At 67.3% G+C, this 26,566-nt stretch carries 20 protein-coding genes; 6 read left to right on the plus strand and 14 right to left on the minus strand.

Features of this window, described 5'->3' with window-relative positions:
• The first annotated feature begins 4 nt into the window (after nucleotides 1-4).
• The gene (locus NWF24_RS13925) at nucleotides 5-2,380 is read left to right on the plus strand and encodes a Tex family protein (RefSeq protein ID WP_258354654.1); all 2,376 of its coding nucleotides are present in this window, start codon (nucleotides 5-7) and stop codon (nucleotides 2,378-2,380) included.
• Nucleotides 2,381-2,420: 40 nt separating this feature from the next.
• Nucleotides 2,421-3,494, plus strand: a complete 1,074-nt coding sequence (locus NWF24_RS13930; RefSeq protein ID WP_258355291.1) for a patatin-like phospholipase family protein — start codon at nucleotides 2,421-2,423, stop codon at nucleotides 3,492-3,494.
• Here the strand turns inward: NWF24_RS13930 and NWF24_RS13935 are convergent.
• The 5 genes from NWF24_RS13935 to NWF24_RS13955 are packed head-to-tail and all read right to left on the minus strand — an operon-like array spanning nucleotide 3,458 to nucleotide 9,962.
• A complete protein-coding gene (locus NWF24_RS13935) occupies nucleotides 3,458-3,808 on the minus strand; it encodes a hypothetical protein (protein ID WP_258354655.1) in 351 nt (116 codons plus the stop codon). The genes NWF24_RS13930 and NWF24_RS13935 overlap by 37 nt on opposite strands.
• 14 nt (nucleotides 3,809-3,822) lie before the next feature.
• Nucleotides 3,823-4,194: a RidA family protein gene (locus tag NWF24_RS13940; protein WP_258354656.1), complete on the minus strand. Its 372-nt coding sequence runs from the start codon at nucleotides 4,192-4,194 to the stop codon at nucleotides 3,823-3,825.
• Nucleotides 4,191-5,699 (minus strand): efflux transporter outer membrane subunit, encoded by a 1,509-nt coding sequence (locus NWF24_RS13945; protein ID WP_258354657.1) that lies wholly within the window; start codon nucleotides 5,697-5,699, stop codon nucleotides 4,191-4,193. Before NWF24_RS13945 ends, NWF24_RS13940 begins: the two co-directional genes overlap by 4 nt.
• Nucleotides 5,700-5,719: 20 nt before the next feature.
• A complete protein-coding gene (locus NWF24_RS13950) occupies nucleotides 5,720-8,815 on the minus strand; it encodes an efflux RND transporter permease subunit (RefSeq protein WP_258354658.1) in 3,096 nt (1,031 codons plus the stop codon).
• Nucleotides 8,808-9,962 carry an efflux RND transporter periplasmic adaptor subunit gene (locus NWF24_RS13955; RefSeq protein ID WP_258354659.1) on the minus strand — a complete coding sequence of 385 codons (1,155 nt, stop codon included), beginning with the start codon at nucleotides 9,960-9,962 and terminating at the stop codon, nucleotides 8,808-8,810. Before NWF24_RS13955 ends, NWF24_RS13950 begins: the two co-directional genes overlap by 8 nt.
• A 208-nt stretch (nucleotides 9,963-10,170) precedes the next feature.
• Between NWF24_RS13955 and NWF24_RS13960 the strand changes: the two genes are divergently transcribed.
• Both NWF24_RS13960 and NWF24_RS13965 read left to right on the plus strand, forming a co-directional pair.
• The gene (locus NWF24_RS13960; RefSeq protein WP_258354660.1) at nucleotides 10,171-10,875 is read left to right on the plus strand and encodes a response regulator transcription factor; all 705 of its coding nucleotides are present in this window, start codon (nucleotides 10,171-10,173) and stop codon (nucleotides 10,873-10,875) included.
• A complete protein-coding gene (locus NWF24_RS13965; protein WP_258354661.1) occupies nucleotides 10,868-12,280 on the plus strand; it encodes a sensor histidine kinase in 1,413 nt (470 codons plus the stop codon). The genes NWF24_RS13960 and NWF24_RS13965 overlap by 8 nt, the downstream gene beginning before the upstream one ends.
• A gap of 22 nt (nucleotides 12,281-12,302) precedes the next feature.
• Here NWF24_RS13965 and NWF24_RS13970 read toward each other — a convergent pair whose 3' ends face one another.
• Genes NWF24_RS13970 through NWF24_RS13980 form a run of 3 tightly spaced genes read right to left on the minus strand, consistent with a single transcriptional unit; the run spans nucleotide 12,303 to nucleotide 16,918 of the window.
• Nucleotides 12,303-13,886, minus strand: a complete 1,584-nt coding sequence (locus NWF24_RS13970; RefSeq protein WP_258354662.1) for a J domain-containing protein — start codon at nucleotides 13,884-13,886, stop codon at nucleotides 12,303-12,305.
• Complete coding sequence (locus NWF24_RS13975; RefSeq protein ID WP_258354663.1) at nucleotides 13,883-15,181, minus strand: energy transducer TonB; 1,299 nt, start codon at nucleotides 15,179-15,181, stop codon at nucleotides 13,883-13,885. Before NWF24_RS13975 ends, NWF24_RS13970 begins: the two co-directional genes overlap by 4 nt.
• Nucleotides 15,182-15,205: 24 nt before the next feature.
• Nucleotides 15,206-16,918: an Hsp70 family protein gene (locus NWF24_RS13980; RefSeq protein ID WP_258354664.1), complete on the minus strand. Its 1,713-nt coding sequence runs from the start codon at nucleotides 16,916-16,918 to the stop codon at nucleotides 15,206-15,208.
• Between the two features lie 169 nt (nucleotides 16,919-17,087).
• Between NWF24_RS13980 and NWF24_RS13985 the strand changes: the two genes are divergently transcribed.
• Complete coding sequence (locus tag NWF24_RS13985; protein ID WP_258354665.1) at nucleotides 17,088-17,768, plus strand: site-2 protease family protein; 681 nt, start codon at nucleotides 17,088-17,090, stop codon at nucleotides 17,766-17,768.
• Nucleotides 17,769-17,862: 94 nt separating this feature from the next.
• On the plus strand, nucleotides 17,863-18,843 hold the full coding sequence (locus NWF24_RS13990; RefSeq protein ID WP_258354666.1) for a tripartite tricarboxylate transporter substrate binding protein: 981 nt from the start codon (nucleotides 17,863-17,865) through the stop codon (nucleotides 18,841-18,843).
• 9 nt (nucleotides 18,844-18,852) lie between these two features.
• On the opposite strand, the gene NWF24_RS13995 is transcribed toward NWF24_RS13990, so the two are convergent.
• The 6 genes from NWF24_RS13995 to NWF24_RS14020 form a co-directional block, all read right to left on the minus strand.
• On the minus strand, nucleotides 18,853-19,239 hold the full coding sequence (locus NWF24_RS13995) for a DUF4150 domain-containing protein (RefSeq protein WP_093056806.1): 387 nt from the start codon (nucleotides 19,237-19,239) through the stop codon (nucleotides 18,853-18,855).
• 26 nt (nucleotides 19,240-19,265) lie between these two features.
• Nucleotides 19,266-19,934 (minus strand): DUF3540 domain-containing protein, encoded by a 669-nt coding sequence (locus NWF24_RS14000; protein ID WP_258354667.1) that lies wholly within the window; start codon nucleotides 19,932-19,934, stop codon nucleotides 19,266-19,268.
• Nucleotides 19,931-20,932, minus strand: coding sequence for a pentapeptide repeat-containing protein (locus NWF24_RS14005; protein WP_258354668.1), 1,002 nt, complete (start codon nucleotides 20,930-20,932; stop codon nucleotides 19,931-19,933). Before NWF24_RS14005 ends, NWF24_RS14000 begins: the two co-directional genes overlap by 4 nt.
• An 80-nt stretch (nucleotides 20,933-21,012) precedes the next feature.
• Nucleotides 21,013-23,676: a DUF2169 family type VI secretion system accessory protein gene (locus NWF24_RS14010; protein ID WP_258354669.1), complete on the minus strand. Its 2,664-nt coding sequence runs from the start codon at nucleotides 23,674-23,676 to the stop codon at nucleotides 21,013-21,015.
• A gap of 22 nt (nucleotides 23,677-23,698) precedes the next feature.
• Complete coding sequence (locus tag NWF24_RS14015) at nucleotides 23,699-24,088, minus strand: hypothetical protein (RefSeq protein ID WP_258354670.1); 390 nt, start codon at nucleotides 24,086-24,088, stop codon at nucleotides 23,699-23,701.
• A gap of 5 nt (nucleotides 24,089-24,093) precedes the next feature.
• Nucleotides 24,094-26,430 carry a type VI secretion system Vgr family protein gene (locus NWF24_RS14020; RefSeq protein ID WP_258354671.1) on the minus strand — a complete coding sequence of 779 codons (2,337 nt, stop codon included), beginning with the start codon at nucleotides 26,428-26,430 and terminating at the stop codon, nucleotides 24,094-24,096.
• Nucleotides 26,431-26,566: the final 136 nt, after the last annotated feature.

Consider the following 26,566-nt stretch of genomic DNA (forward strand, 5'->3'; position numbering starts at 1 on the left):
AGACATGCAGAAAATCATTCGCCAGCTCGCCGCCGAAATCAAGGTCGGCGAGAACCAGGTGAAGGCCGCCGTCGAACTGCTCGACGGAGGCGCCACGGTTCCATTCATCGCCCGCTACCGCAAGGAAGCCACCGACGGCCTCGACGACACCCAGCTGCGTGAACTGGAAGCGCGTCTTTCCTACCTGCGCGAACTCGAAGACCGCCGTGTGGCGGTGCTCAAGGCCATCGACGAGCAAGGCAAACTGACCCCCGAGCTGCGCGCCGCAATCGAATTCGCGCCGACCAAGCAGGAACTCGAAGACTTGTACCTGCCGTTCAAGCAAAAGCGCCGCACCAAGGGCCAGATCGCCCGCGAATTCGGCATCGAGCCGCTGGCCAACAAGCTGCTGGCCGACCCTACGCTGGACCCGGCCGTTGAAGCCAAGGCCTTCCTGCAGCCCGCCACCACGCTGGACGACGGCAAGCCAGGCCCCGATTTCTCCACCGTGCCGCTCGTGCTCGATGGTGTGCGCGACATTCTTTCCGAGCGTTGGGCCGAAGACGCCGCCTTGGTGCAGGGCCTGCGCGAATGGCTCTGGGCTGAGGGCCTGCTCAAGTCCAGCCTGATGGCCGGCAAGGACGAGAACAACGCCGACGTTTCCAAGTTCCGCGACTACTTCGAGTACGACGAACCCATCGGCCGCGTGCCCTCGCACCGTGCGCTGGCCGTGTTCCGCGGCCGCGCGCTCGACATCCTCGACGCCAAGCTGGTGCTGCCCGTGGAGCCCGAACCGGGCAAGCCCAGCATCGCCGAAGGCCGCATCGCGCTGCACCTGGGCTGGAGCCATGCGGCTCGCCCGTCGGACGACCTGATCCGCAAGTGCGTGGCCTGGACCTGGCGCGTCAAGCTGGCGCTGTCGACCGAGCGCGACCTGTTCACCCGCCTGCGCGAAGATGCCGAGAAGGTCGCCATCAAGGTGTTTGCCGACAACCTGCGCGACCTGCTGCTGGCGGCGCCCGCCGGCCCGCGCGTCGTGATGGGCCTGGACCCGGGCATCCGCACCGGCGTGAAGGTGGCCGTGGTTGACTCCACCGGCAAGCTGGTCGAAACCGCCACCGTGTTCCCCCACGAGCCGCGCAAGGACTGGGAAGGCTCGCTGCACACGCTGGGCAAGCTGTGCGCCAAGCACGGCGTGAACCTCATCGCCATCGGCAACGGCACCGCCAGCCGCGAAACCGACAAGCTGGCCGCCGACCTCATCAAGCTGCTGGCCAAGATGGCCGCCCAAGCCGGCGCGCCCGAAGTGAAGGTCGACAAGGTCGTCGTCAGCGAAGCCGGCGCCTCCGTGTACTCGGCCAGCGAATTCGCCTCGCAGGAAATGCCCGACGTGGACGTGAGCCTGCGCGGCGCCGCCTCCATCGCGCGCCGCCTGCAAGATCCGCTGGCCGAACTCGTGAAGATCGACCCCAAGAGCATCGGCGTGGGCCAGTACCAGCACGACGTGAACCAGAGCGAGCTCGCACGCACGCTGCAGGCCGTGGTCGAAGACTGCGTGAACTCGGTGGGCGTCGATCTGAATACCGCGAGCGTTCCGCTGCTCAGCCGCGTCTCGGGCCTGTCCGCCAGCGTGGCCAAGGCGGTGGTGCGCTGGCGCGAAGCCAACGGCGCGTTTTCCACCCGCAAGCAGTTGCTCGACGTGACCGGCTTCGGCCCCAAGGCCTTCGAGCAGAGCGCGGGCTTCCTGCGCATCCGCGACGGCGCCGACCCGCTGGACATCACCGGCGTGCACCCCGAAACCTATCCGCTGGTCGAGCAGATCATCGTGAAGACCGGCAAGCCCATCGCCGAGCTGATGGGCCGCGCCGACATGCTCAAGACGCTGAAGCCCGAGCTGTTCGCCAACGAGAAGTTCGGCGTCATCACCGTCAAGGACATCCTGGGCGAACTCGAGAAGCCCGGCCGCGACCCGCGCCCCGACTTCAAGGTGGCGCGCTTCAACGACGGCGTGGACGACATCAAGGACCTGGTCGAGGGCATGATCCTCGAGGGCACCGTGAGCAACGTGGCCCAGTTCGGCGCTTTCGTCGACCTCGGCGTGCACCAGGACGGCCTGGTCCACGTGAGCCAGCTGAGCCACAAGTTCGTCAACGACGCGCGAGAAGTCGTCAAGACCGGCGACATCGTCAAGGTCAAGGTGATGGAAGTGGACGTGGCACGCAAGCGCATCGGCCTGTCGATGAAGCTCGATGCGGCGCCCGCGCGCCGCGACGGTCCGCGCGACAACCGCTTCGAAGGAGCGGGGCGCGGCCAGCAGCAACAAGGCCGGCGCGACAACTCGCCGCAGCCGGCGGGGCAGATGGCGAGTGCGTTTGCCAAGCTGCAGGGGTTGCGCAAGTAGCAAGCGGCGATGCACGTTTCTTGCTGACGCGTCCGGCATGATGAAAGCCCTGCGCATCTACGCCGGCCCCGCGGCCCGCAAGCACATCGAACAACACGGCCTGCGTCCGCAGGACGTGCGCACCATCCCCGGCGCGGCCGGCGGGCCCAAAGGCCTGATCCTCGGCGCGCTCGATCGCTTCATCTTCGGCCGCTGGCTCACGCAGTCGAGCCAGCAGGTGCATCTGGTGGGCGCGTCCATCGGCGCATGGCGGCTGTCGACGGCCTGCCTGGCCGACCCTGATGCCGCCTTCGAGCGCTTCGAGCACGACTACGTGCACCAGCAGTTCGAAGTGCCACCGGGGCAGAAGCGGCTCAGCCCGAGCCAACTGAGCGAGCGTTTTGCAGAAAGCCTCGAATCCTTCTACGGCGGGCGCATCGGCGAGGTGCTGAGCCATCCGCGCTATCGGCTGCATGTGGTGACATCGCGCGGGCGCCACATCCTCGGGCGCGAGGGCAGGGCGCGCACGCCGGTCGGCTACCTGGGCGCCTTTGCCACCAACAGCCTGCACCGCAAGAGCCTGGGCGCATGGCTGGAGCGCTGCGTGTTTTCCACGCCCGGCGCGGCCTTGCCCTTCGGCACGAAGGATTTCCGCACGCGCCAGCATGCGCTGAGCGAGGCCAACTTCAACATGGTGCTGCAGGCCTCGTGCTCCATCCCGTTCCTGCTGGCGGCGGTGCACGACATTCCGGGCGCACCGCGCGGCGCCTACTGGGACGGCGGCATCACCGACTACCACCTGCACCTCGACTACCAGCCGGCCGACGAGGGCATCGTGCTGTACCCGCATTTCCAGCAGGCGGTGGTGCCAGGCTGGCTCGACAAGGGCCTGCGCTGGCGACACAAGGCCAGCGGCTTCCTCGACCGCATGGTGGTGCTCGCGCCCGACCCCGAATGGGTGCGGTCGCTGCCCAACGGCAAGCTGCCCGACCGCAAGGACTTCATCCACTTCGCCAACGACGCGCAGGCGCGCATCTCAGCCTGGGGCCGGGCTACGCGCGAGGCGCAGCGGCTGTCGGACGAATTCGAAGGCTGGCTTCAGCGCGACGGCGTGCCCGAGACGCTGCCCCTCTGACCTAGAAGCGCCAGCGGCGCAGCGCAGTCGAGGATGTTCACTTCCACCTCATCGCCGACCTTGAGCGAGGCGCCAGCGGGCCAGCGCCCTGTGCCGATCGAACGCGTGTGCACGCCGCCATTGCGGTAGCGCACGATGGCGTAGGGCGCCGCTGCGTCGTCCTCGACGCCGCAATCATGGTCGGCCCCCTTGGCCAGATCGCCCGCGCGGCCGACGCTGACGACCTGCGCGGCCCGCCAGCCGGCCGAGTGATCGAACGAGTGCGCATCGAAGGCGGCGCAGCCGCCGAGCGTCAACGCCCATAAGGCGATCATGCGACGCACACCTTTCATGGCACTGGCCCGACCGCCGCCGTGGCCTGGATCTCGACGCGGTATTCGGAGTCGATCAGCTTCGCCCCAACCGTGGCGCGTGCCGGCGTGTGGCCGGCGGGCACCCATTCGTCCCACACCGAGTTCATCGCGGCGTAGTCGCCCACGGTGCGCAGGTAGATCGTCACGCTGACCAGGTCTTTCTTCGTCGCGCCCTGCGTGGCGAGCATCTCGTCGATGTGATGCAGGATCTCGCGCATCTGCCCGGTGATGTCGAGCGACGGGTTCTCGGCCACCTGGCCGGAGAGATAGAGCAGGCGCGCGGCACCCAGGTCGACGGTCACCATCTCGCTGAAGCGGGGGCCCATCTCGTGGCGGATGATGTTCATGGCGATGCGGGGGAATGGGAAGAAGACGAGGCAGCTAACTGCGCCGGTGGAGCAGCAGTATTCCACCAGCCGCCGCCGAGCGCCTGGAAGAGGGCCGCCGCGTCGGTCAGCCGCAGCGCGCGGGCCTGCACGAGGTTGAGCAGAGCCTGCTGCTGGGCCTGCTGCGCAATGCGCAGCGACAGTGCGCTGGCATCGCCAAGCCTCACCTGCGCCCGCGTACGCGCCAGGCTCTGCGAGGCCGTGCGCTCGGCCTTCAGGGCCGCCTGCAGCGTGCGAGTGTCGGCATCGATGGCTTCGAGCGTGTTGGCCACGTCCTGGAAGGCGGCGAGCACCGTCGCGCGGTACTGCGCGGCCGCCTGGTCGAACGAGGCCCGCGCGGCAGCTTCGCGGTGCTTTAGAGCGCCGCCGTCGAAGATCGGCTGGGTCACGCTGGCGGCCACGGTCCAGAACAGCGATGACGACTTGAACAGCTCCGACAGCGTATAGGCCGACGAACCGTACGAATTCACGCCCAGCGTCACGTTCGGCAGCCGCGCGGCGACTGCCACGCCGATGGCGGCGCTGGCTGCCTGCAACTGCGCCTCGGCCGCGCGAACGTCGGGCCGGTGCTCGACCAGGCTGGACGGCAAGGTCAGCGGCAGCTCTGCCGGCAGTTGCAAGGCATCGAGATCGAAATGCGCCGCCACGCCTTCGCTCGGGTAGCGGCCTGCCAGCGTGGCCAGCAGGTTGCGCTGCTGCGCAAGCTGCTTGTCGAGCGGCGGCAGCGTGGCCTCTGTGGCGGCCAGCGAGGCCTCTTGCGCATCGACATCGGCTGGTGCCACTTGGCCCAGCGTCAGCTGCTTGCGATAGGCCTGCAGCACTTCTTTCTGTCCCTCGATGATGGCCAGCGTGGCTTGCTGCTGAGCGCGCAGCGAGGCTTCGGTGATCGCAGCCGCCACCACGTTGCTGCTCAGCGTGAGCTTCGCGGCCACGCTCTGGAAGCGCTGCAGCTCAGTCTGCGCCTGCGAGCCCTCGACCTGCCGGCGCGTGGCACCAAACACGTCCGGCGTGTACGACACCGTTACCTGCGCCGTGTGCAGCGTGTACAGGTTCGCATTCGACGACACCGGGCTCGCGACCGCGCTGGCAACACGCTGACGCGTGGGCGAATAGCCGAGCGCCACGCTGGGCCAGAACGCGGCGCGGTCGGCGGCTTCGTTCTCCTGCGCCGCGCGCAGGGCGGCATCTGCGGCCTCGATGGTCGGGTTGCCCGCCAGGCTCTGCGTTACCAGCGCATTCAGCGGCTCCGAACGAAAGGCCTGCCACCACTGCGCCGGCACGTCGAGCTCGGGCGACAGGCGCGCCAACGGCACGCCTTCGGCCTCTTTGCTGGCGGGCGGCGAGGCTGTGTACTGCGCGGGCAGGTTCAGCGGTGGCCGCACATAGTCTGGCCCGACCGCGCAGCCACCCAGCAGCAGCACGATGCCGGCCGCCACGGGCGCCGCAAGGCTTGTTGTCTTCTTCATGTGTTGTGTCTCCAGCCTTCCTAACGGTCGCGGCGCGAGCGCGTGCCCCAGCCCTTGCGTTCGAACACGCGCTCCATCGCGAAATACAGCGTCGGCAGGATGAACAGCGTGAGCAGCGTCGACACCACCAGCCCGCCGACCACCACCGTCGCCAGCCCGCGCTGCACGTCGGTGCCCACGCCGGTGGCCAGCGCTGCCGGCAGCATGCCGACCGATGCCACCGTGGCCGTCATCAGCACCGGCCGCAGCCGCTCGGCCGCGCCTTCGAGCACCGAGGCTTGCAGGGCCAGCCCTTCGCCGCGCACGCGCCGGAAGTTCGCGACCATGATGATCCCGTTCTGTATGGACACGCCGAACAGCGCGATAAAGCCCACGGCAGTGGCCACGTTGAGCGTTTCGCCCGCCACGTGCACCGCGATCAGCCCGCCCAGCGTGGCCATGGGCACCACACCGAGGATGAGCGCCACCTGCCGGATCTTGCCGAACTGGAAGAACAGCAGCACCGCCATGATGCAGACCACGATGGCCAGCGACACGCCCAGGCGGGCCTGCGCGCGCTGCTGGTTCTCGAACTGGCCGGCCCATTGCAGCCTGAACTTGGTCGGGTCGAACTTCACTTCCTTCGCGATGCGCGCCCGCGCTTCATCGAGGTACGAGGCCAGGTCGCGGTCGCGGTTGTCCACGCGCACGGTGATCTGGCGTTCGTTCATCTCGTGCGAGATGGTGCTTTCGCCGGTTTGCAGCCGGATGTCGGCCACCTGCGACAGCGGCACCTTCGCGCCGCTGGAGCTGTTCAGCAGCAGCGCGCCGATGGCTTCGGTGTTGCCCTTGGCGCTCTTGGGCATCTTCACTGCCACGTTGTAGGTGCGGTTCTCCGCGTACACCGTGATCACCGGCGCGCCGCCGATGCCGGTCTGGATCAGGCTGGCAACGTCGTTCGCGTTGACGCCGAAGCGCGCCGCCGCCTCGCGGTTCAGCTCGATCACCACCTGCGGAATCGGCGGCTCCTGGAACAGCGAGGCCGAGGCCGTGCCGCGCACCGTTTCCAGCAGATCGACGATCTGGTTGCCGATGCGCCGGCTTTCCTTCAGGTCGTCGCCGTAGATGCGCAGCACCAGCGGGCTGTGCGCGCCGCCCACCGAGTCGTTCACGCCGTCGATGATCGGCTGGCTGATGCCCACGTCGAAGCCCGGCATGCGCGCGAAGCGCTCGGTCAGCGTGCGCACGAAGGCCGCCTTGTTCACTCCGGCCGGCCATTCGCTGTAGGGCTTGAGGCCCACGGGCACTTCCATGTGCGAAGGCGTCCACGGATCGGTGCCGTCGTCGTTGCGGCCCAGCTGTGTCACCACGTACGACACCTCCGGGTATTCGAGCAGCACGTGCCGCAGTTCGGTGGCCATCTCGCTGGCCTTGTCGAGCGACAGGCCAGAAGGCAGCTGCACCTGCAGCCACAGCGCGCCCTCGTCGATGTCGGGCAAAAACTCGCGCCCGGCCGTGGCGCCCAGAACCAGCACCGCTGCCAGCGCCAGCGCGCTCAGGCCGTAGGCGATGGCGGGCACGTCGAGCAGCTTTGCCAGCACGCGGCGGTATGCGCGCGTGAGCCACTCCAGCGGCTTGTTGACGAAGGGCTTGCTCGGCTTGCGCAGCGCCACGTAGGCCAGGCTGGGAATGAGCGTGAGCGCGCAGAGCAGGGCGCCCACCAGCGCGTAACCTACTGTGAAGGCCATCGGCTTGAACAGCTTGCCCTCGGCCCGCTCGAAGGCGAACAGCGGAAAGTACGCGGTGATGATGATCAGCGTGGCGAAGAAGATCGGCCCCGACACGTGGCTCACGGTTTCGAGGATGTTGCCCTCGGTGAGCGTGGCCTCGGGTTCTTCCTCGCGCCGCCGCAAGATGGCTTCCATCACGACGATAGCCCCATCCACGATGATGCCGAAGTCGATCGCGCCCAGCGAGAACAGGTTGGCCGGCATGCGGGTGAAGTGCATCACGATGAACACCGTCACCAGCGACATCGGAATGGCCACGGCAGCCACCACCGCGCTGCGCGGGCTGCCCAGGAAAAGAATGAGCACGAAGCACACCAGTGCCATGCCTTCGAGCACCGTGTGCGTCACCTTGTCGACGGTGAGCTTCACCAGGTCGTCGCGGTCGATGTAGGGCACGATCTTCACGCCCATGGGCGCGAGCTCGGCCTGCAGTTCGTCGATCTTCTTGTGCACGCCTTCGAGCACGCGCGACGGGTTCTCGTACTTGAGCATCAGCACGATGCCCTCGATGGTGTCGGGGTTGGTGTCTTTGCCGAGGATGCCGCCGCGCTCCTGGTGGCCGAACCGCAGCCGCCCCAGGTCGCGCACCAGCACCGGCGAGCCACCGTTCTGCGCCACAACCACGGTGCCCAGGTCGTCCAGCGTGTGGATCTGGCCGATGCCGCGCACCACATAGCTCTGGTCGCCGCGCGCGATGCGCCCGCCGCCCGCGTTGGCGCTGTTGTTGTTGATGGCCGTGACCACGTCGTTCAGCACCAGCCCGTATTTCTGCATGCGCGCCGGGTCGAGCTCGAGCTGAAATTCGCGCGTGAAACCGCCGAAGTTGTTGATGTCCACCACGCCCGCCACCTGCTTGAGTGCGGGAATCACCTTCCAGCGCTGCAGCTCCGACAGCTCCATCAGGTTCTTCGTGTCCGATTCGAGCGTGTAGCGGTAGATCTCACCGGCCGGCCCTGCAACGGGCCCCAGGCCTGGCTGCGCCCCGGAAGGCAAGCTGACCTGCCCGATGCGCTCGGTGACGCGCTGGCGAGCGAAGTAGTCGTCGGTGCCGTCCTTGAAGCTCAGGTTGATGAGCGACAGCCCGAAGGTGCTGCTCGAGCGGATCGAGGCCAGCCCCGGCGTGTTGCTCAGCGCGCGTTCCAGCGGCGTGGTGATCTGCTGCTCGATTTCCTCGGCGGCCAGGCCGTTGACCTGCGTTGTTACCTGCACGGTCACGTCGCCGAGGTCGGGGTAGGCCTCGACCGTCATCTGCGTCCACGACCAGGCGCCGAACAGGACCAGCGCCACCGACATCGCCCAGGCCAGGTGCCTGCGGCGAAAGAACTGGGTGATGATGAGATTAATCATTCAGCAACACACCGCCACGCACCACCACGCGCTCGCCCGCGGACAGGCCGCTGCGGATGCGGACCTTGTCGCCATCTTCGCGGCCCAGCTCGACCATGCGCCGCACGAAGGTCCAGGGCTCGGCCTCGACGAACACGCTCACGCTGTCGTTGTTCATCAGCAGGGCAGAGGCCGGCACCTGCGGCTGTGCGCCCTGCGGCACGCCCAGCACGGCCGTTGCGTACATGTTGGGCTTGAAGATGCCCTCGGGGTTGGCGAACACGATGCGCGCGCGGGCGCGGCGCGTGTCCGCGTCGAGCACCGCGCTCACGAAACCGACCTTGCCGCTGAAGCTGCGGCCCGGGTAAGCGGCCAGCGTAACGACCGCGTTCTGCCCCGGGGTGACCGCACCCACGACGTTCTCGGGCACGTTGACCGTGACCCACACCGAGTCGAGGTTCGACACCGTCATCAGCGCCGCATTGGCGTCGTTCAGGTTGGCGCCCGCGGCTGCGTTCAGCGCAGTGACCGTGCCGGCCATGGGCGCGACGATCTTCAGCACCTGGCCTGCCTGCCCACCGCTGCCTTCAGCGCCCAGGCTGCGCAGGCGCGTTTCGCTGCGGTGCAGTTCGGCCGTCTGCTGCGCGACGCTGCTCTGGGCCGCTTCCACGTCTTTCGCGGCGTTGGAACCGGCCTCGTTCACGCCGCGTGCCCGCACCAGCGCGCGCTGCGCCAGGTCGAGTGCGTCGCGTGCCTTCTGCGCGTCGGCCACGGCCTGCGCGAGGTCGGGCGAGGCCATCGTGGCGAGCACCTGGCCGCGCTTGACCGTGTCGCCCAGGCGCACCTTCAGTTCGAGCAGCTTGCCGGTCAGCGGTGGGAGGATGTTGACGGTGCCAGCCGGGTTGGCCTCCACCGTGGCGGGCAGGCTCACCTCGTGCGGCAGGGCGTCCTGGCTGACCGTGGCGACCAGCAGCCGGTCGCGCAGCGGCGAGCCGGCGGGCACGCTCAGGCGGTTGCCCTGGCGCACGAGCATCGGCGCGGGTGCGGCGGCCACGGCGGTGGCGGCATGGGCGGTGGTATCGAACGAGTCGACGCACAGCGCCGCGCAGGTCAGCACGCCAAACACGATGCGTGCCGGCGTCATCTGGTACAGGGATTTCTTTTTCATCTTCATCGTCGCAATGCGTCCGTTGCGAGGACGGGCGCGCTGCGCACGGGGTGCCTTCCCCGTGCCCTCGATCCGCTCCCGTCTCCTCTCGGCGAGGGTACGAAAGGGCGGCTTAAGAAGTTCTCAAGAAATCCTGAAGATGTCTTAAGGATTGGCTCTTGCGCACCCTGGCGGCCTGAAGTCAGGAAGCCGGGGCATGATTCGCGCCATGAGAATTCTGTTGATCGAAGACGACCGCAAGGCCGCCCGGCTGCTGGCCCGGGGTCTGCAGGAAGAGGGCTTTGTCGTCGACGTCGTGCACACGGCGGAGGAGGGCGACGAAGAAGCATTCGTCGTCGCCTACGACCTGATCGTGCTCGACTGGATGCTGCCCGGCAAAGACGGCCTCACCCTGTGCCGCGACCTGCGCCAGCGCGGCTGCAAGACGCCCGTGCTCATGCTCACCGCCCGCGATGCGCTCAGCGACCGCGTGGCCGGCCTCAACACCGGCGCCGACGACTACCTGACCAAGCCCTTTGCCTTCGACGAACTGCTGGCCCGCGTGCGCGCCTTGCTGCGCCGCTCCGAGATCATGCGGCCCGTGGTGCTCGCGCTGGCCGACCTGAGCCTCGACCCGCAGAGCCAGCGCGTGCTGCGCGGCGGCATGGTGCTCGACCTGACGCACAAGGAGTTCGCGATCCTGCAGATACTGCTGCGCCATGCCGGTGAGGTGGTGAGCCGATCGCGCCTGGCCGAGCAGGTGTGGAAGGACGACCTGATCGCCATCGACAACCTGATCGACGTGCACATCAGCAACCTGCGGCGCAAGGTCGACGCGCCGCCGGCCGCGCCGCTGATCCAGACCGTGCGCGGGCGCGGCTTCAGGCTGGCACTGGCCGACGACGGTGCGAGCAATGGCAGCGCGCATGCTTAGCTTCCGCAAACGACTGGCGCTGGCGCACGTCAGCGTGATCGTGGTGGTGATGGCGATCGCCGCCTTCGGCTCGTATCTCGTGTTCTCGCGCAACGTGCACCGCGAGCTCGATGCCGCGCTGCTCGCGCTGGCCGAAACCGAAATGGGCATGCTGCTGTCCGCCGGCGAGGGCGACAACGTGATCGTGCACGAGGCCCCGCCCGGCCCTGGCGCGCCTTCGTTCGTGCGGCTCGACCGGCTGGTGCAGATCGTCGACGCCGAGGGCCGTGTGCTGGCGCGCAGCAGCAACCTCGGCGAGGCGCAACTGCCCATTCCGCTCGCGCTGCGCCAGCGGCTCGCGGCGGGCGAGACCGTGTTCGAGACGCTCGACGGATTCGGCGAGGAGCCGACGCGCATGGTCTCGGTGCCCGTGCCGGGGCGAGGCTCTTCCTTGTTGGCAGTGCAGGTAGCCGGCTCGCTGGACGACGTGAACCGCACGGTGGCGATGGCCAGCGTGCTGTTCCTCATCCTCGGCGGCGCGCTGCTGCTGGCGTTGGGCGCGGCGGGCGCGCTGATCACCCGGCGCGCCTTCGGTGCCATCGACGACGTGGTGCAGCAGGCGCACCGCATCGGCGACGCGAACCTGGGCGAGAGGCTGCCGCACCCCGGAACGAACGACGAGATCGGCCGGCTGGTCGACACGCTCAACGCCATGCTGGCGCGCATTGAGCAGGGCATGGAGGCGCAGCGGCGGTTCACGGCCGACGCGTCGCACGAGCTGCGCTCGCCGCTGTCGCGGTTGCGCACCGAGCTTGAACTCGCCTTGCGCAGGCCGCGCGAACCGGCGGCCTATGTGGAGACGCTGCATTCCTCGCTCGAAGAAGTCGAATCGCTCACGCTGTTGGTCGAAGAGCTGCTAGTGCTTGCCCGGCTCGACGCGGGGCAGGAACGCGACGCGGCCGAGACGGTGTCGCTGAACGTGCTGGCGGAAGAGGCCGTGCGCCGACTGGAGCCGCTGGCGCGCGAACGGCGGCTGGAGATTTCATTGGAGCCCGCACCGCCCGTGGCTGCGCGGGTGGCGCGCGGCGCGGCGAGCCTCGCGCTGGCCAATCTGCTCGACAACGCGCTCAAGTTCTCGCCGGCCGGCACCACGGTGCGCGTGAGCCTGCGCGCGGACTTAGATGCGAACGAGGCCGTCCTCAGCGTGGCGGACAGCGGGCCGGGCATTCGCGGAGACGAACTGCCGCATCTGTTCGAGCGCTTCTACCGCGGTGCCACGGCGCGGTCGGACGAGAAGACACCTGGGCTCGGGCTGGGGCTGGCCTTGTCGCAGGCTGTGGTGCATGCGCATGGCGGGCGGATCGAGGCGGCGAATGAAAGCGGCGGCGGAGCACGGTTCGATATGCGGTTGCCGCTGGCGCGGTGAGCCGACGGCTTTCCGATGCCGCCTAAGGCTGCCTGGACGGCGAACCGTTCGACAGCGGCGAGCCCGGTGTCAGCCAGACGCTGGTGTCGTCCACCACGCGCGGAGCCGGCGGTACGGGCTTGGGCGGCGGGGGCGGCGGAGGAGGAGGTGGTGGTGCGTCCGCCCGCCATGCAATCGCCGGCGAGACCCAGGCGCTGCCCCGTGCTGCTGCAAGTTCCTTGTCAATGAGCGCCTTGGTCCGTTGCTGATTGCGCTTGAGCGAAACGTCCACAGCCGCAAGCGGCACGGGTGGCCGCCACAGTTGCTTGACGAGGCAGTCCAGCACCAGCCGGTCGAAGGCTGGGCCGAAGCTGCCTTTGTCGTGTTCTCGGCCGTGATAGCCGAGGATCTCCGCCGTGTCCGCGCATTTCTTCGCGTCGACTTTGCCCTTGGTCAGCGTGACAGCCGTCTTCTTCGCCACGTCGAACTGCGCCACGGCGGGTGCGGGCACCGCTGGAGGAGGCGGCCTTTGCGCGGTGAGCGGCGTAGCCGGGGTGATCGAAGGCACGTGCAAGGGAGCCGGCTGGCTGTAGCCCGAGCCGGCCAGACGCGGAAAACTCGCAGCGGGCGGTATGTAGGGATCGTTGCTCGACGACAGCATCCTGCCCAGGCTTCCGAGCACAAGGAACGCGAGAAACAGGAAGCCGGCGACATTGTTGGAGCCCTTGTCGCCGGATGGCTTGGACCGGGCTTTTGCCACCGTGCCATGCGGCTTGCCGGTAACGGCCCGGCGCCACTTGGGCACCTCGGCATCCCACTCCCGCCATTTCACGAGGTTCTGCGTGTTGGTGACCACGTGCAGCCAGTTCGGCCAGGTGGCGGCCAGCTGCTCGACTAGCGGCAGGTCCTGGATCAGCACGCGGTCGCTCGGGCGGCGGGCGTGGCGCAGGCGGCGGATCAGGTCACGCTGCGGCGTGCGCTGCGTGTCGAGCTGGCGGTCATACATCTCCAGCTCGCGGATGGCCACGTCGATGAACTGCCCCGCGGGCCCCAGTCGCAACAGTCGGCTGCCGTCCTCGCGCCACTTGAAGCACGTCATGGCCGGGCCGAACAGAAACTCGTGGCCGGGCTTCCAGCCTCGCGCGAGGATCGTTGCCAGTCCCCATTCGAAGAGGAACTGCGCGTCGAGGTCGAGCAAGCGCGGATCGTCGAGCATGCGTTCGAGAAGCTGGCGGCCTTCGGCGAGGTCGGTGGGCGGGCGGACTTCCAGGCGCTGCTGCAGCTCGCCCAGCACGGCGCGGGCGAGCGTTTCGGAGTCGGCGAGCCGGGCGCGGGAGGCTGCTTCGTCGTCCGTGCGGTCGGGTGGCGCCTCCGGCGCGGGGCCTTGCTGCGGCTGCGGCGCCACCGCCTCCGGTGCTTCCTGCGCGGCGGCCTGCGCACGCTGCTGCATGTAGTTCGCCCAGCCCATCGCGGTCTCGTAGGCTTCGCGCAGTGCCTGGAAGGCCTCGGGGTCGGCCTCCTGGTCGATCTGCTTCAGGCGCTGGGCGTAGGCCCGTCGTATGGCGCGCTCGTCCGCCTCATCATCGAGCCCGAGGTGCTGCAGGAAGGGAAACGATTGAGTGCTCATGAGCCAAGCCGGAAATTGACTGGTGCCTTGAACCAGGCATCCACGTTCTGGCCCTCGATCCGGGCCGGCTGGAAGCTGGCCGTGCGCATGCCGCGCACTGCGGCCTCGTCGAGCAGCGCATACCCGGACCCCTGCACGACGCGCACTTCGCCGATATCGCCGTTCTTGCGAACGAGCACGCCGACGATCACTTGTCCCTGCTGCCCTTCGCGCTTGGCCTGGGCGGGGTAGAGGATCCGAGGGGGCGTGAGGTAGATGGCTGGTGAGCCGACAGCGCCTTCATCGGCGAACTTTGGTGGCGGTCCTGTTGGTATTTCGGAGGCCGCTCGGGAACGCGCCTGTGCAACTGTGGCAGCAGGTTTGTCGTCCGGTGCGGTCCACCACAACAGAACGCATAGCCCGACGATGAACAACACTGCCAAGGCGATCTTGCGGCCCAGCGGTTCGGGCTTCGAAGGTGCAGCCGGCCGTCGTCGTGCCGGACTGGCGGCCTCCCGCGCCCATTCGCGCCATCGCTCGAGGTTGCGTGTGTTGGTCACGATGTGCAGCCAGTGCGGATACAGCGACACCATGTGCTCGACTGCGGGCAGGCACACGGCCAGCACCTGGTCGTCCGGCCGCTCGCTCTCGCGCAGCCGCTGGATCAGTTGCTCGCGCGACGCGCCGTTGTAGATCGGCGCTTCGCGGCTGCCAAAGGCTTCGAGTTCGACGATCGCGCTGTCCACGACCTGCCCCTCGCGGCCCAGCGACAGCAGTCGCGCCCTGTCGTGACGCCAGTCGAAGGTCTCGACGGCCACCTCGAACAGCAGTTCGTGCCCCGGTTGCCAGCCCGACGCGAGGATGGCCGTGACGCCCCACTCGAAGAAAAAGCGCGCGTCCATGTCGATGAGGCGCGGGTCGTCGAGCGCCTGCTGCAGGCACTCGCGCACTGGTGCGGCCTTGGTGAAGTGCCGCTCGTGCAGGGCCTGCGCCAGTTCCGCGCGCAAGACCTCGGCAATCGCGCGCGGGTCGTGTGACGTCGCGATGGGCTCGGCTGCCGCGACCGCCTCGGGCTCCGGTGCGGGCAAGGGTGCGGGGGCGGGTTCAGGCTGCTCGTGGTCTTCAGCCTGCTGTTGCAAGCGCCATTGCAGCCACCGCATCGAGGTCTCGTAGGCCTCGCGCAGGGCCTGGAAACCCGCGGGGTCGGCTTCCTGGTCGACGGTCTTCAGGCGCTGCGCATAGGCGCGGCGCACGGCGCGCTCGTCCGCGTCTTCGTCGAGATCCAGGTACCGGAGAAACGGCACGGAACTGGTCATGGGGCCTCGGCCAGCAGGCGTGCGTCAGTCGTCGCCGAGGATGAAGCCCTCGCGCTCGATGTGATTGAGCTGTGTCTCCAACTGGCGCTGCGCAGGCGCGATGACGCGCTTGTCCTGCGAAGCCAGCACGCGTTCGAACTCGCGGATCTGCGCGCCCAGCCAGGCGCGCACGTCGCCGCGCAACTGCTGGTAGAGCCGTTCGGCACGCGCCAGCAGCGTGCGGTTTTCGAGCGTGTCGCGTGGGTGGATCTTCAGCTCGTCGAGCGCTTTCAGGCGTTCGGCGATTTCGCTTTCCGACAGCAGGCCCGGGTTGCCCTCGATGAGCACGCTCGACTTGTGCTGCGTCTTCTGCACCGTCGCCTCGACCTGCAGCAGGCCGTTGACGTCGTAGGTGAAGCGCACGTCCACGCCCGACTCTTCGGCAGCGATGCCCGGCAGCTCGACGCGCAGCTGCCCCAGGTGGATGTTGTCGCGCACCATGCGCGCCTCGCCCTGGAAGATGTTCAGGTCGACCAGCATCTGGCCCTTGCTGGTCGGAAAGTAGGTCTTGACGCGGCTGATGGGCACCGGGCTGTTGCGCTCGATGATCGGATCGAAGTGCCCCGGCGACGAGGTGGTCTCGGAGATCCGCATGCTGACCTCGACGCCGAGCGAGTAGGGCGACACGTCGGTCATCACCACTTCCTTCAGCGCCGCGTCTTTGGCCTTCAGCCCGGCCTGCACGGCGGCGCCGAGCGCCACCACTTCGTCGGGATTGAAGTCGATCGAAGGAAAGCGGCCGAACATCGTGGTGACCAGCCGGCGCACGATCGGCATGCGCGTGGCACCGCCCGCGAGCACGATGTTGTCGAGCTGGCCGCTGCGCAGGTTGGCATCGCGCAGCGCGCGTTCGACTGGCGTGCGCAGCCGCTTGAGCAGCGTGGCGCAAGCTTGTTCGAGCGTGCTTTCGTCGAGTTCGAGCGTGTGCTGCGTGCCGCCTTGCCACACCGACAGGGTGGCCTTGGGCTGCGTGCTCAGCGCGCGCTTGGCGGCCTCGGCAGCACCCGTGAGCTGCTGCATGAAGTGCGCGTCCTTGCGCAGCGAGGACGAGAGCTTGCGCCGTTCGAAGAACAGGTCGATCAGCACCAGGACGAAGTCTTCGCCGCCCAGGAAGTTGTCGCCGGCCGATGCGCGCACCTCCATCACGCCCTCGAACATTTCGAGGATCGACACGTCGAAGGTGCCGCCGCCGAGATCGAACACCAGGAAGCGGGTTTCCGCGCCCATGTGATGCATGCCGTAGGCAAGCGCAGCAGCAGTGGGCTCGTTCAGCAGGCGATCGACGCGCAGGCCGGCCATCTGGCCCGCCGTGCGCGTGGCCTTGCGCTGGGCGTCGGAGAAGTACGCCGGCACGGTGATGACGGCTTCGGTGACCGTCTCGCCCAATGCCGCTTCGGCGTCGGCCTTCAGCGCCTTCAGCACCAGCGCCGACAGCTCCTCGGGGCGGAAGTCGCGTTGGCCGAGCCGCAGGGTCTTGTCGCTGCCCATGTAGCGCTTGAAGACGGCGGCCGTGCGGTCGGGGTGGGTCTGCAACCGGTCGCGTGCGGCGCGCCCGACCAGCACCGTGCCGTCTTCATCGAGGCTCACGCACGAAGGCGTCAGCGTGTCGCCCAACCCGTTGGGGATCAGCACCGATTGCCCGTCCCGCCATGCCGCGACCAGGCTGTTGGTGGTGCCCAGATCAATGCCAACGATCATGTCTTCGCTCCCGTGAACTGTTTTGCTGCTTTTTGATGGGCCGCTCTTGGGCGGTATCTGCATTTCGGACGCAGACACGGCTCCCGGGCAACGGCTCGAAATAGTTTAACAATCGGATACGAATTGATTCCTCACGCCGCCGGCTGCGACGGCCGATATCCGGAAAAAAATGCTCACCTTTCTCAAGTTCATCGCCGCCATCGCACTGCTGGTCTGTATTCATCTCTTCGCGATGGCGGCGTTGGGGCGCTGGTGGGGCATCGCCGTGCGCAAGGTGTCGCTGGGTTTCGGCCCGCGGCTGTGGTCGCTCGGCATCTTTCATCTGCATGCGCTGCCCTTGGGCGGCAGCGTCCAGTTCAAGGACACACGGCAGGAGGGCGTGCCGTTCGACAAGCCACCGGGCTATTTCGACGATGCCTTCGATCACAAGCCACGCGCGGTGCAGGTGCTGATTCCGCTGGCGGGTGTGGCTGCGCTCGTCGTTGTCGCGCTGCTGCTGCGCCAGGGAGCCGCAGTACCCAGTCTGGTCCATGGCTTCGCGCAGTTCCTGGAGGGTGCGCTTGATCCGCTGTCCACGGGGCGGCAACTGGTGGAAGGCGCCGATGCCTTTGCCGAGCGACACGTATTCCTGCCTCTGCTCGGAATGCTCGCCGCGAAGATGGCGGCGGTGAACCTGCTGCCGTTGCCGGCGCTGAACGGCGGCCATGCGTTGCTCATGCTGGTGACGCGCGACCTGCGCGCGCCGCCCGCCGCATGGCATCACAAGCTCGCGGTGGCGGGCGTATTGATCTGGGTGGTGATGATCGCATCGTGGCTGTCCGCGATCCTCGCGTACGTCGAAGGGCGCTGACCCGCTCGCCGGGCAAACCCTGACCGTGGCAGCGTGCGGCGCTTCGAGAATGGCCCGGTCCATTCATTCCAAAGCAACGCCGCCACCATGCCCCATGCCCCATGCCACGCTGTCTCGCCGCCGGTTCGCACTCGCCACTGCCGCCGCAAGCCTCGCCTTGCCATCGTTCGCACAGAGCGCATGGCCGACCAAGCCGATCCGCATCGTCGTGCCCTACACGCCCGGCGGATTCACCGACCAGATGGCTCGGCTGGTGCAGATCGGCCTGCAGACCAAGCTCGGCCAGCCGGTGCTGATCGACAACAAGCCCGGCGCCAACAGCCTGATCGGCGTCGATGCCATCGCCAAGGCCGCGCCCGACGGCACGACCTTCGGCGTCGTCATTGCTGCCTACGCAGCCAACACCACGCTGTACCCCAAGCTGCCCTACGACCCGCGCAAGGATTTGACGGGCGTGTCGCTGATGGGGGTGTCGCCGCTGCTGGCCGCTGTGAATGTCGATGCACCTTTCAAGACCGCGCGCGAGCTCATCGACTATGCGCGCGCCAACCCGGGCAAGGTGAGCTTCGGCTCATCGGGCAACGGCTCGGCCGCGCACCTCACTACCGAGCTGTGGAAGTCGCTGACGCAGACTTTCATGATCCACATCCCGTACCGGGGCGCGGTGCCTGCGCTGACCGACCTGATGGGCGGGCAGATCCAGCTTTTCTTCGACGCGCCCACGGGGCTCATCAATCAGGCCAAGGCAGGTAAGGTGCGGCTGATCGGTGTGGCGGGCGACAAGCGACTGGCGGCGGCGCCCGAGGTGCCCACCTTCATCGAGCAAGGCTTCGCGGGCTTCACCGGCAGCACCTGGGCCGGCATGTTGGCGCCAGCGGCTACGCCCCGCGATGTCGTCAAGCGCATGTCGGAAGAGGTGGCGCGCATCATCAGGAGCGACGAGACGCGCGCGAAGCTCGACGCAATGGGCACCATTCCGGCGGGCAGCACGCCTGAGGAATTCGACGCCTTCATCACCGCGGAAACCGCCAAGTGGGGCAAGGTCATCCGCACTGCGGGGGTGAAGGCGGAGTAACGAACGGCCTCAGGCCGCGAGCATCAACACCTTGCACTGGCTCGGCACGATGCGCATGCCCAGCGCGTTGCTACGGTTCTGTACCGAGAGGCTCGTCATGCGCGTGGCCGGGCTGCCCTTCAGCAGCACGGTGAACGAGCCGGTGATGTGGCGCGAAGGCCCCATCACCGAAGGCGAGATCACCCCCAGCGTCACGCCGGGGTTGTCGCCGTTGGTGAGCGGCGTGACGGTCGCCAGGTTGTGCGCCGGCGCGAACATGAAGAGGATGTTCCACGCATTGGGAATCGCGGTCGGGCCGAGCGCGAAATTGGGGTAGGGGATGGGAATGGCCGGCGGCGTCTTGCACACGTCGGGAAAGGCCAGGTCCATGCCCATCATCTGGCAGTTGGCAAACATGCTGTCGGCTCCTTGTGTTTCCGGGCTCAGCCCATGTGGATCTGCTTGGCGTCGACCTTCACGACCGCCTGCGCCGTGACCACCGTCTGCGTTGCGTGAATGCGGGCGAGGTCGGTGGCTTCGTAGTCGAGCTGGCCGCAACGCACCTGCTCTGTCTGCTCGGTCATGCGAAAGGCTGTGCGGCTGATGTGCACCAGGCGGTCCATCACGGTCTCGCACAGACGGCCGACCACATGGATGCTTGCGGCCAAGGCCTTGACGGCGTTGCCGACGTAGTTCAGCCGATCCACCTTGCAATCGGCTTCGGTCGCGGTCAGGGCGAAACGCTCGCTGCTGACTTCCACCGCCTTGCTGGATTGCAGCCGGATGGCTTCGCTGCTCTCGATGTGCACACCGCCAGCAGGAGTAGCCAGCGTGAGATGGCCCTTCGTCTCGATGTGCGCGGTGGTTTCGTCGGCCTGATCGATCACGGCGATCAGGTACACGTGGTAGCGGTCGGGCCCGGCAATCAGCACCGTGTCGCCGAGTTCGGGGCGCAGGAGGCAGCTGGCGGCGCGGCGGCATTGCCAGGCACCATCGTCGCATTCCACGCGGTACAGCGATCCTTCGGGCAGGTGCTCGACCACCTTGCCCAGGCGCTGCACGGGCGCGTCGTCCGTGCCGGCCTGGGGACTGCGCAATGCTGCGATGTTCATGGGGTTTCGCCTTTCGTGAATGGGATGGAAGATGCATTCCGCTGCGCGGACCAGCGCTCCGCCTCGAACAGGTCGGGGTCGTTGGGCAGCACGCCGGCATGGCCGCGCAGGGCAGCGGGTACGTCGCGGGCGCCATGCAACTGGGTGCGGAAGAGCCGGGCATCGAAGTTCGCGCCTTCCAGTGCAGCACCGGAAAAATCCGCGTAGGTGAGGTCTGCGCCGGCAAAGCTGGTGCCGGTGCAATCGGCCCGATGGAAGATGCACTGCTGCATGCTGGCCTCGCCGAAATCGGTGGCCGCGAGCTTCGCGTCGATCCACAGGCTCTGGTCGAAGTGCGCGCCGCGTGCGTCGACCCGGCTCAGGTCGGCTTCGGGAAACAGCGCCTGTGGCGCATGAACGTTGCGCAGCACCGCATCGCGCAGCACGGCGCCTTTGAAGTTGCATTGCGCCATGTGCGCGCCTTCGAAGTTGCAGCCCTCGAGGTCCGCATCGGTGAACTGGCACAGCAGGAAGTGGTGGTTCGAAAAGTCGTGGCCGGCAAGACGCGACTCGACGAAGACGACGCGCTCGAAGCGTGCCCCCGCCAGCGCGGTCTCGCGCAGGTCGACCTGATAGAACACGGCCCGGTCGAGCTGTGCCTGCGACAGGTCGGCGCCATCCAGCGGCGACTTGAAGAACAGGGTTCGGTCGAGCAGGCCGGCCGCAAAGCGGCTGCGCGAGAGGGCGCTTTCCATGAACTTGGTGTCTGCCACGCTGGCCAGCGAAAAGTCGCTGCCGGGCAATTGGCACCGATGGAACACCGCGTCGTCCAGCACGGCGCCTGTCAGGTTCGCCGACGGAAGCGTGCATTGCGAGAAGGCGGCTTTCTTGAGCTGCGCGTCGTTCAGCTGCACGCCGTTGAGCGTGCAGCGGTCGAATTGGGCTTCTTCGAAGTGCGTGCCGATGCAGCTCACGCCGTCGAAGTCGACTTCCAGGAACACGCCTCCGGAGAGGTCCATTCCATCGAGGCGCCAGCCTCTGCAGCTTCGCTCCCTGATCGGTTCGCCGCGCTGCACCATGGATTGCATTCGGTGCGGCGTCATGCGGCCGCGGCTTCCTGGCGCGCAGGGTAGACCTTGGCCAGGTGCGTGTAGGCGCCGTCGAGCAGCGTGGTGTCGTCCATGAGGCTCTGGGACACGTCGGCGCGAAAGAGGTTGGCGCCGCGCAGGTCGGTGCCGCGCAAGTCGGCCTTCTGGAAGCTCGCGTCGATCAGGTCGGCATTCCGCAGGCTGGCATGCCGCAGGTCGGTGCGCACGAAGCGTGAGTCGCGTGCGTTGGCGCGAGAGAGGTCGGCCCGGGACAGGTCGCATGCCGAGAAGTCGCTGTTCTCCAGCCGCGCATCGCTGAAATCGGCTTGCGACAGCGCGACCTCGCGCAGGCTGCATTCGCGCAGGTGCGCGCCCCGGAACTTCGCCTGGCGAAAACTGCTGGTGCCGACGACGCAGGTGGTGCGCAGGCTCGCACGCGTGAAATCCATCTGTCCATCGGCCTGCACGTCGACGAACACGCTGCTCTCGAGCCGGGCTGCCACGAAGCTGATTGCGCCGGGCTTGCAGCGCACGAAGTGCAGCTTGAACAGCACGGCCTCTTCGAAATCAAGCCCCTCCAGCCGTACCTTCTCGAGAAACATGACCACCTTGAGGTCCGCACGATGAAAGCGGCAGCGCACAAACGCGGCCTCGATCACCGTGTTGTCTTCCCATTGCGAAGCGCTGAAGTCGCAGTCTTCGCAGAGGATGTTTTCCAGCACCGTGTTACGCAGATGGGCGCCCGTGAACACGGTCTGCCTGCACTGTGCGAAGCCCAGATTGGCGTTGTCCAGCCGCGTGCCGCGCAGCGAAGCACCGTCGAGGCAGGCACGGGCGAGCACGGCACGGGAAAAGTCGGCGTTGTCGAGTTGTGCGCCGCGCAGGTTGGCGCTCTCAAGCTGTGCCCCGCAGAAGCGGGCGCCACGCAGGTCCATGCCCGAGAGGTCGGCGCCGGTCAGGTCCATGTCCGAAAAATCGCGGCTACCGGCGAGCAGCGCCGTCACCTGCTCGCGCACTTCGGCGGCGCGTGCTGGTGTCATCGGGGCGGCGGCGTCCTGGTGGTGGGCGCTGCTCAGGTACATCTTGCGTTGCGCAGCGGCAATCAATTCGCCGCGACCCAGGAGGTCGGCGACGGGGGCCATGTCCGCTGCACGTGAGCCCGGCATTTCCGACATGGCCGCGGCCATGCTTTGGAGATGCGGCGCCATCGTCGCTGCGGGAGGTCCCTTGAGCCCGGAGCGCTCGCGGCCCTCGGTCAGCGCCAGCAATGGGCTCAGGTCCGGCTCCGTCGGGCCGGCTTCGGCGGCGCGCGTGCGAAGTGTCTCGCTCAGCTCTTGCTGCTGCGTATGCAGCTTCTGCCTGGCTTCTTCCTGCATGCGCTTGGTGCGCGCGACGAACTCGGGCAGGGCGTCCAGCGTGGGCAGGTCGTCGGCGGGGTCCTGGGGCGGAAAGTAGCGCGCGGGGTCTTGGCCGTCGCCGATCATCTGCTGGCGCATCTGCTCGCGCATCCACTCGCCGTGCTTGTGCGCATTGCGGGCCAGCGGGCCGAGCGGCCTGTCTTTCAGCGACACGGTGTCGAGCCAGGGGGCAATCGCCGCGGCGGGAACCAGTTCCCGATCGCGAAAGCTGTAGAGCGCGCCGCTTTCCGGATCCAGCCGCCGATGCAGGATGCCCTGGTAATAGCTGGCCGGAAGGGCCTCGGCGCCGGCCTCTTCAAGCGCGGGCATCAGGTGAATGACGTCGGCCGCGTCGTCTTCGCGGATGTCCGCCACGCCGTGGTAGATCAGCACGATGCGCTCGCGGTGTGGGAAGAACCAGGCGGTCGTCATCCGCATCGGCACGTCGGTGAAGGTGGTCTCGCCGGTTTCGGAAGCCAGCGTCAGGAAGCAGCGCGCACGCCAGTCCGGCAGGTGGCCTGCCTGATAGGGCTTGTGCGGGTGCATGTTCCAGATTTCGTAAGGCGCGGCATCGGGAATGCGATCGGCATCGCGCCACCACTGGTCTTCGGGCGCCGCGTTGAAGAGGTGCCAGTCCATGTCGCCGGAGAAGGCCGGAAAGTCTTCCTTGGCCCATTGGGCGTCGTATTCCTTGCCGATGCGGGCAAAGCGGCGGGGCCACATCACATCGATGGAGCCGAAGCCGGCGGGGGAGGACTGCTGGTCGACACGCTGGATGGGTGCATCTGCAGGCTCGACGTTCGGCAACCGGCGCGTGCGCACGCCATTCACCATTTCTTCCGCGGCGCCGATGCCGAGCGGGTTGTCGGCAAAAGAGGCGCCGCCATAGGCGTGTTGCCAGTCGAGCGGCATGCGCTCGAAGTCTTGCGGTGGCGTGGCACGCTTGTCGAGCCAGTAGCGGTCGCCCGAGACGCGCAGGGTTTTTTCGAGCGTGCCGACGCGCATCTTCACCAGGCACTGGTTGCGGATCTGCTGGTGCGCGGTGTATGCGTGGCCGGTGGCCAGGAACTCGGCGCTGCGCTTGGGCATGCCGAGATCGAGCACACCCTGCTCGCCGATTTCTTCGGCCACCAGGGGCCAGAGTTCGGCGTCCGGGTAGAGCATGGGCACGCCATCCATGCCCGTCATGGCGACCACGGTCAGACCCAGGCGCTGGCGTCGTTGCCATGGAAACGGGCGGCTCAATACGCTGAGCCGTAGCGGCTTGATGACTTTCATGAAACAGGGAATGCGCGCGGGATCAGCGGGGAATGGTCGTGGTCGACTGGCGGCGGTCGATGGCCACGGCCGTCGAATCGGCCGGGTCGATCAGCACGTGGATCGTCTGGCCGGGCATGAAATTGACCACCAGCTCGCGCGCGATGCGGGTCTTGAACATCTGCTCCAGCGGCGGACGGCCGGCCAACTCGGTGGTGCGCACGCGCAGTTCGACGTCGTTGTCGTAGGTGCCCTGTGCAAGCTCCCGCAGGGCAAGCACCTGGGCGCTGGCGGGCTGGCCTTGCTTCACTAGGCGCTCATAGCGCTGCGCTTCCTCGCGGTATGGCCTGTTGTTGCGCACCGTGTGCACGACCACGAACACCAGGAAGACAACGATCAGAACACCAGAAATCAGGGGCAACCAGAATTGCATGGGCGCTAGCTGAAGATGCTCATGACCTTGGCCTGGATCGCGAGCCCGCCGCTGCGGATCTTGGCGCCAGCGGCCTTCACGTTGGCGCCCGAGGCTTCGAGGCTGAGCCCGTTGTCCTTGTTCTTGAAGGCCGAGATGTCGATCTTCACGGTTGCCAGCTGCAGGTTGAGGGCAGCGTAGATCTGCGCTCTTGCGCCCCAGACGTCGAAGGAGGTCGCCACCGCGCCGAAGCGGAAGACGCAGCCGCTGGCGCGCCCCACCCGCCAGTTGTTCTCCTGGGAGGAGCTGATGGTGTGCTGGGGCACGTTGAAGGTGACCTTCGGCGCGTTCACGATGATCTCGACGCTGACGTTCTCGGTCACCGTGCCGGTGATGTTGCGTGTCTCGCCCGCTGTGATGTTCTCCGTGCGTGGCCCCTTGGTGGTGAGCATCTCCGCGCCGTCCACCGTGGCCGTGAGGCCGCCGGTGATGGTCCACGTTGCGCCGCCGGTGGTGGTGCGGGTTTCACCGCCCGCGATGGTTTCGCTCTGGCCGCCGGTGATGCTGCGGGTTTCTCCACCGGAAATCGTCTCGGTGCGGCCGCCCGTCACGGTGCGTGTCTCGCCGCTGTGAATGGTCTCGTTTTCGCCGCCGTTGACCGTGCGGGTCTGCCCGCCGTTGATCGTCTCGACGCCGCCACTGTTCACGAGCCGTTCTTCGCCGCCGTTGTAGGTGGCGGTTTCCTTGTCGGTGATGGTGGTGGTGCGTGTGCCGATGACGTCGAGCTTTTCGTTGACGTGGATAACGGAGGTGCGGTTGCCGCCCACGTCGCGCGTTTCGTCGGCTTCTACTTCCACATCGAGATTGCGCTCGGCGTGCAGCAGGATCTGCTCGGCGCCCGTGCGGTCTTCGAAGCGCAGCATGTTGGCCTGGTTGGCCGCGCCGCCGGTGCTGGAGCGCGTGAGGATGCCGCTGGCCGTCGCGTTGGCGGGCAGCTCCCAGGGCGGCATCTGGTCGCTGTTGTAGACGCGGCCGGTGATGATGGGGCGGTCGGGCTCGCCACCGATGAAATCGACGATCACTTCCTGGCCCACGCGCGGCATGTGCATGGTGCCGAAGTTGGCCCCGGCCCAACTGCTCGACACCCGCACCCAGCAGGAGCTGTTTTCGTCGGACTGGCCATAGCGGTCCCAGCGGAACTGCAGCTTCACGCGGCCGAAGCGGTCGGTCCAGATTTCTTCGGGGCCGACCACGGTGGCGGTCTGCGGGCCGTTGGTGCGCGGGCGCGGCGTGTTGCGCGCTGGGCGGTAGGCGACGGTCGAGGGCAGCACGGTGAAGTCGAACTCGCATACCGATTCAGTGCTGCCGCCCGAGGAGTATTCGGGCTCCTGCAGGTCGTAGCGGGTTTCGGTGACGAGGTATTCGCGGTTGTCCGATTCGCGCGGGCAGTGCGTCATCTCGAACAGGTAGCCCGGCGCCATGCCGACCACATTGGTGTGACCCGATGCCAGCTCGTGCGCGCACTGCAGCTCCTGCAGGCGGATCTTGGCGTAGGCGTCGCCCTGCTGGTGCTCGCTGTAGCCGCCGAGCCATTCGTAGACCTCGTAGGTCGAATGCTCGTGGGCCTTCGGGTCTTGCTGCACGCTTTGCAGCGAGGCGCGCGACTTCTTGAAGTCGAAGTCGTCGAGCATCACGCGGCCCGAGGTGATCTGCTCGGACACGTGCCACTGGTCGATGCAGGGCTCCATCGCATTGAGCACGCGGTCGCGCGGGCGATAAGTGATGCTGGCGTGGCCGGGCAACGGCTTGTAGCTGCCTGCGTCGTCGGCCAGCACCAGCAGGTGCGATCCGTTGCTGTGCTCGAAGTGGTAGGCAATGCCTTCGTGCTCCATGAGGCGGCTCACGAAGGCGAAGTCGCTTTCCTGGTACTGCACGCAGTACTCCTGGGCGGAGTAGCTGCCTGTAAGACGCTTCTCGAACTGGAAGCCGTACTTGCCCAGCACCTCGTCAAGCACCTCGGGCACGCTCTTGTTCTGGAAGATGCGGCAATCGGTGGTGCGCGTGAGGTACCACAGCCAGGGCTGCACCAGTGCGCGGTAGACGTAGTGGCGGCCGGTTTCGTTGGCGCGGCCCACCAGCTCGAAGCGCACCACGGTGCCGTTGAGAAAGCGCGGTGCGCCTTCGTCGGCGAGTTCCAGCGTGAGCGAAGTGCCGAGCAGTTGCTTCAGGTCGAGGCTGAAGCTGGTGCTGACCATGTCCACTTCGAACTCGAAGAGTTGCGAGAGGCCCTCCTGTCCCCGCATGGAGCGGAACTTGAGCTGCTCGGCGCTCAGGACGGTGTGGACTTGGACGGTACGCGGCATTCGGAACTTCCCTGACCCTTGGGTTTCTGCGGCTGAGAAACCTTCGGTGACAGTCTAGAAATTCCTTATGTCACATAAATGACGCGAGGGCGCGCAGAAGGGAGCCTTTCTCCTCTGAAACAACGCGTAGAAGAAG

The sequence above is a fragment of the Variovorax paradoxus genome, from assembly GCF_024734665.1.
Classification (GTDB): domain Bacteria; phylum Pseudomonadota; class Gammaproteobacteria; order Burkholderiales; family Burkholderiaceae_C; genus Variovorax.

Bases quoted from the DNA above. Each gene is read 5' to 3' on its own strand.
- NWF24_RS13925 (WP_258354654.1), top strand. From the start codon at position 5: ATGCAGAAAATCATTCGCCAGCTCGCCGCCGAAATCAAGGTCGGCGAG.
- NWF24_RS13930 (WP_258355291.1), top strand. From the start codon at position 2,421: ATGAAAGCCCTGCGCATCTACGCCGGCCCCGCGGCCCGCAAGCACATC.
- NWF24_RS13935 (WP_258354655.1), bottom strand. From the start codon at position 3,808: ATGATCGCCTTATGGGCGTTGACGCTCGGCGGCTGCGCCGCCTTCGAT.
- NWF24_RS13940 (WP_258354656.1), bottom strand. From the start codon at position 4,194: ATGAACATCATCCGCCACGAGATGGGCCCCCGCTTCAGCGAGATGGTG.
- NWF24_RS13945 (WP_258354657.1), bottom strand. From the start codon at position 5,699: ATGAAGAAGACAACAAGCCTTGCGGCGCCCGTGGCGGCCGGCATCGTG.
- NWF24_RS13950 (WP_258354658.1), bottom strand. From the start codon at position 8,815: ATGATTAATCTCATCATCACCCAGTTCTTTCGCCGCAGGCACCTGGCC.
- NWF24_RS13955 (WP_258354659.1), bottom strand. From the start codon at position 9,962: ATGAAAAAGAAATCCCTGTACCAGATGACGCCGGCACGCATCGTGTTT.
- NWF24_RS13960 (WP_258354660.1), top strand. From the start codon at position 10,171: ATGAGAATTCTGTTGATCGAAGACGACCGCAAGGCCGCCCGGCTGCTG.
- NWF24_RS13965 (WP_258354661.1), top strand. From the start codon at position 10,868: ATGCTTAGCTTCCGCAAACGACTGGCGCTGGCGCACGTCAGCGTGATC.
- NWF24_RS13970 (WP_258354662.1), bottom strand. From the start codon at position 13,886: ATGAGCACTCAATCGTTTCCCTTCCTGCAGCACCTCGGGCTCGATGAT.
- NWF24_RS13975 (WP_258354663.1), bottom strand. From the start codon at position 15,181: ATGACCAGTTCCGTGCCGTTTCTCCGGTACCTGGATCTCGACGAAGAC.
- NWF24_RS13980 (WP_258354664.1), bottom strand. From the start codon at position 16,918: ATGATCGTTGGCATTGATCTGGGCACCACCAACAGCCTGGTCGCGGCA.
- NWF24_RS13985 (WP_258354665.1), top strand. From the start codon at position 17,088: ATGCTCACCTTTCTCAAGTTCATCGCCGCCATCGCACTGCTGGTCTGT.
- NWF24_RS13990 (WP_258354666.1), top strand. From the start codon at position 17,863: ATGCCCCATGCCACGCTGTCTCGCCGCCGGTTCGCACTCGCCACTGCC.
- NWF24_RS13995 (WP_093056806.1), bottom strand. From the start codon at position 19,239: ATGTTTGCCAACTGCCAGATGATGGGCATGGACCTGGCCTTTCCCGAC.
- NWF24_RS14000 (WP_258354667.1), bottom strand. From the start codon at position 19,934: ATGAACATCGCAGCATTGCGCAGTCCCCAGGCCGGCACGGACGACGCG.
- NWF24_RS14005 (WP_258354668.1), bottom strand. From the start codon at position 20,932: ATGGACCTCTCCGGAGGCGTGTTCCTGGAAGTCGACTTCGACGGCGTG.
- NWF24_RS14010 (WP_258354669.1), bottom strand. From the start codon at position 23,676: ATGAAAGTCATCAAGCCGCTACGGCTCAGCGTATTGAGCCGCCCGTTT.
- NWF24_RS14015 (WP_258354670.1), bottom strand. From the start codon at position 24,088: ATGCAATTCTGGTTGCCCCTGATTTCTGGTGTTCTGATCGTTGTCTTC.
- NWF24_RS14020 (WP_258354671.1), bottom strand. From the start codon at position 26,430: ATGCCGCGTACCGTCCAAGTCCACACCGTCCTGAGCGCCGAGCAGCTC.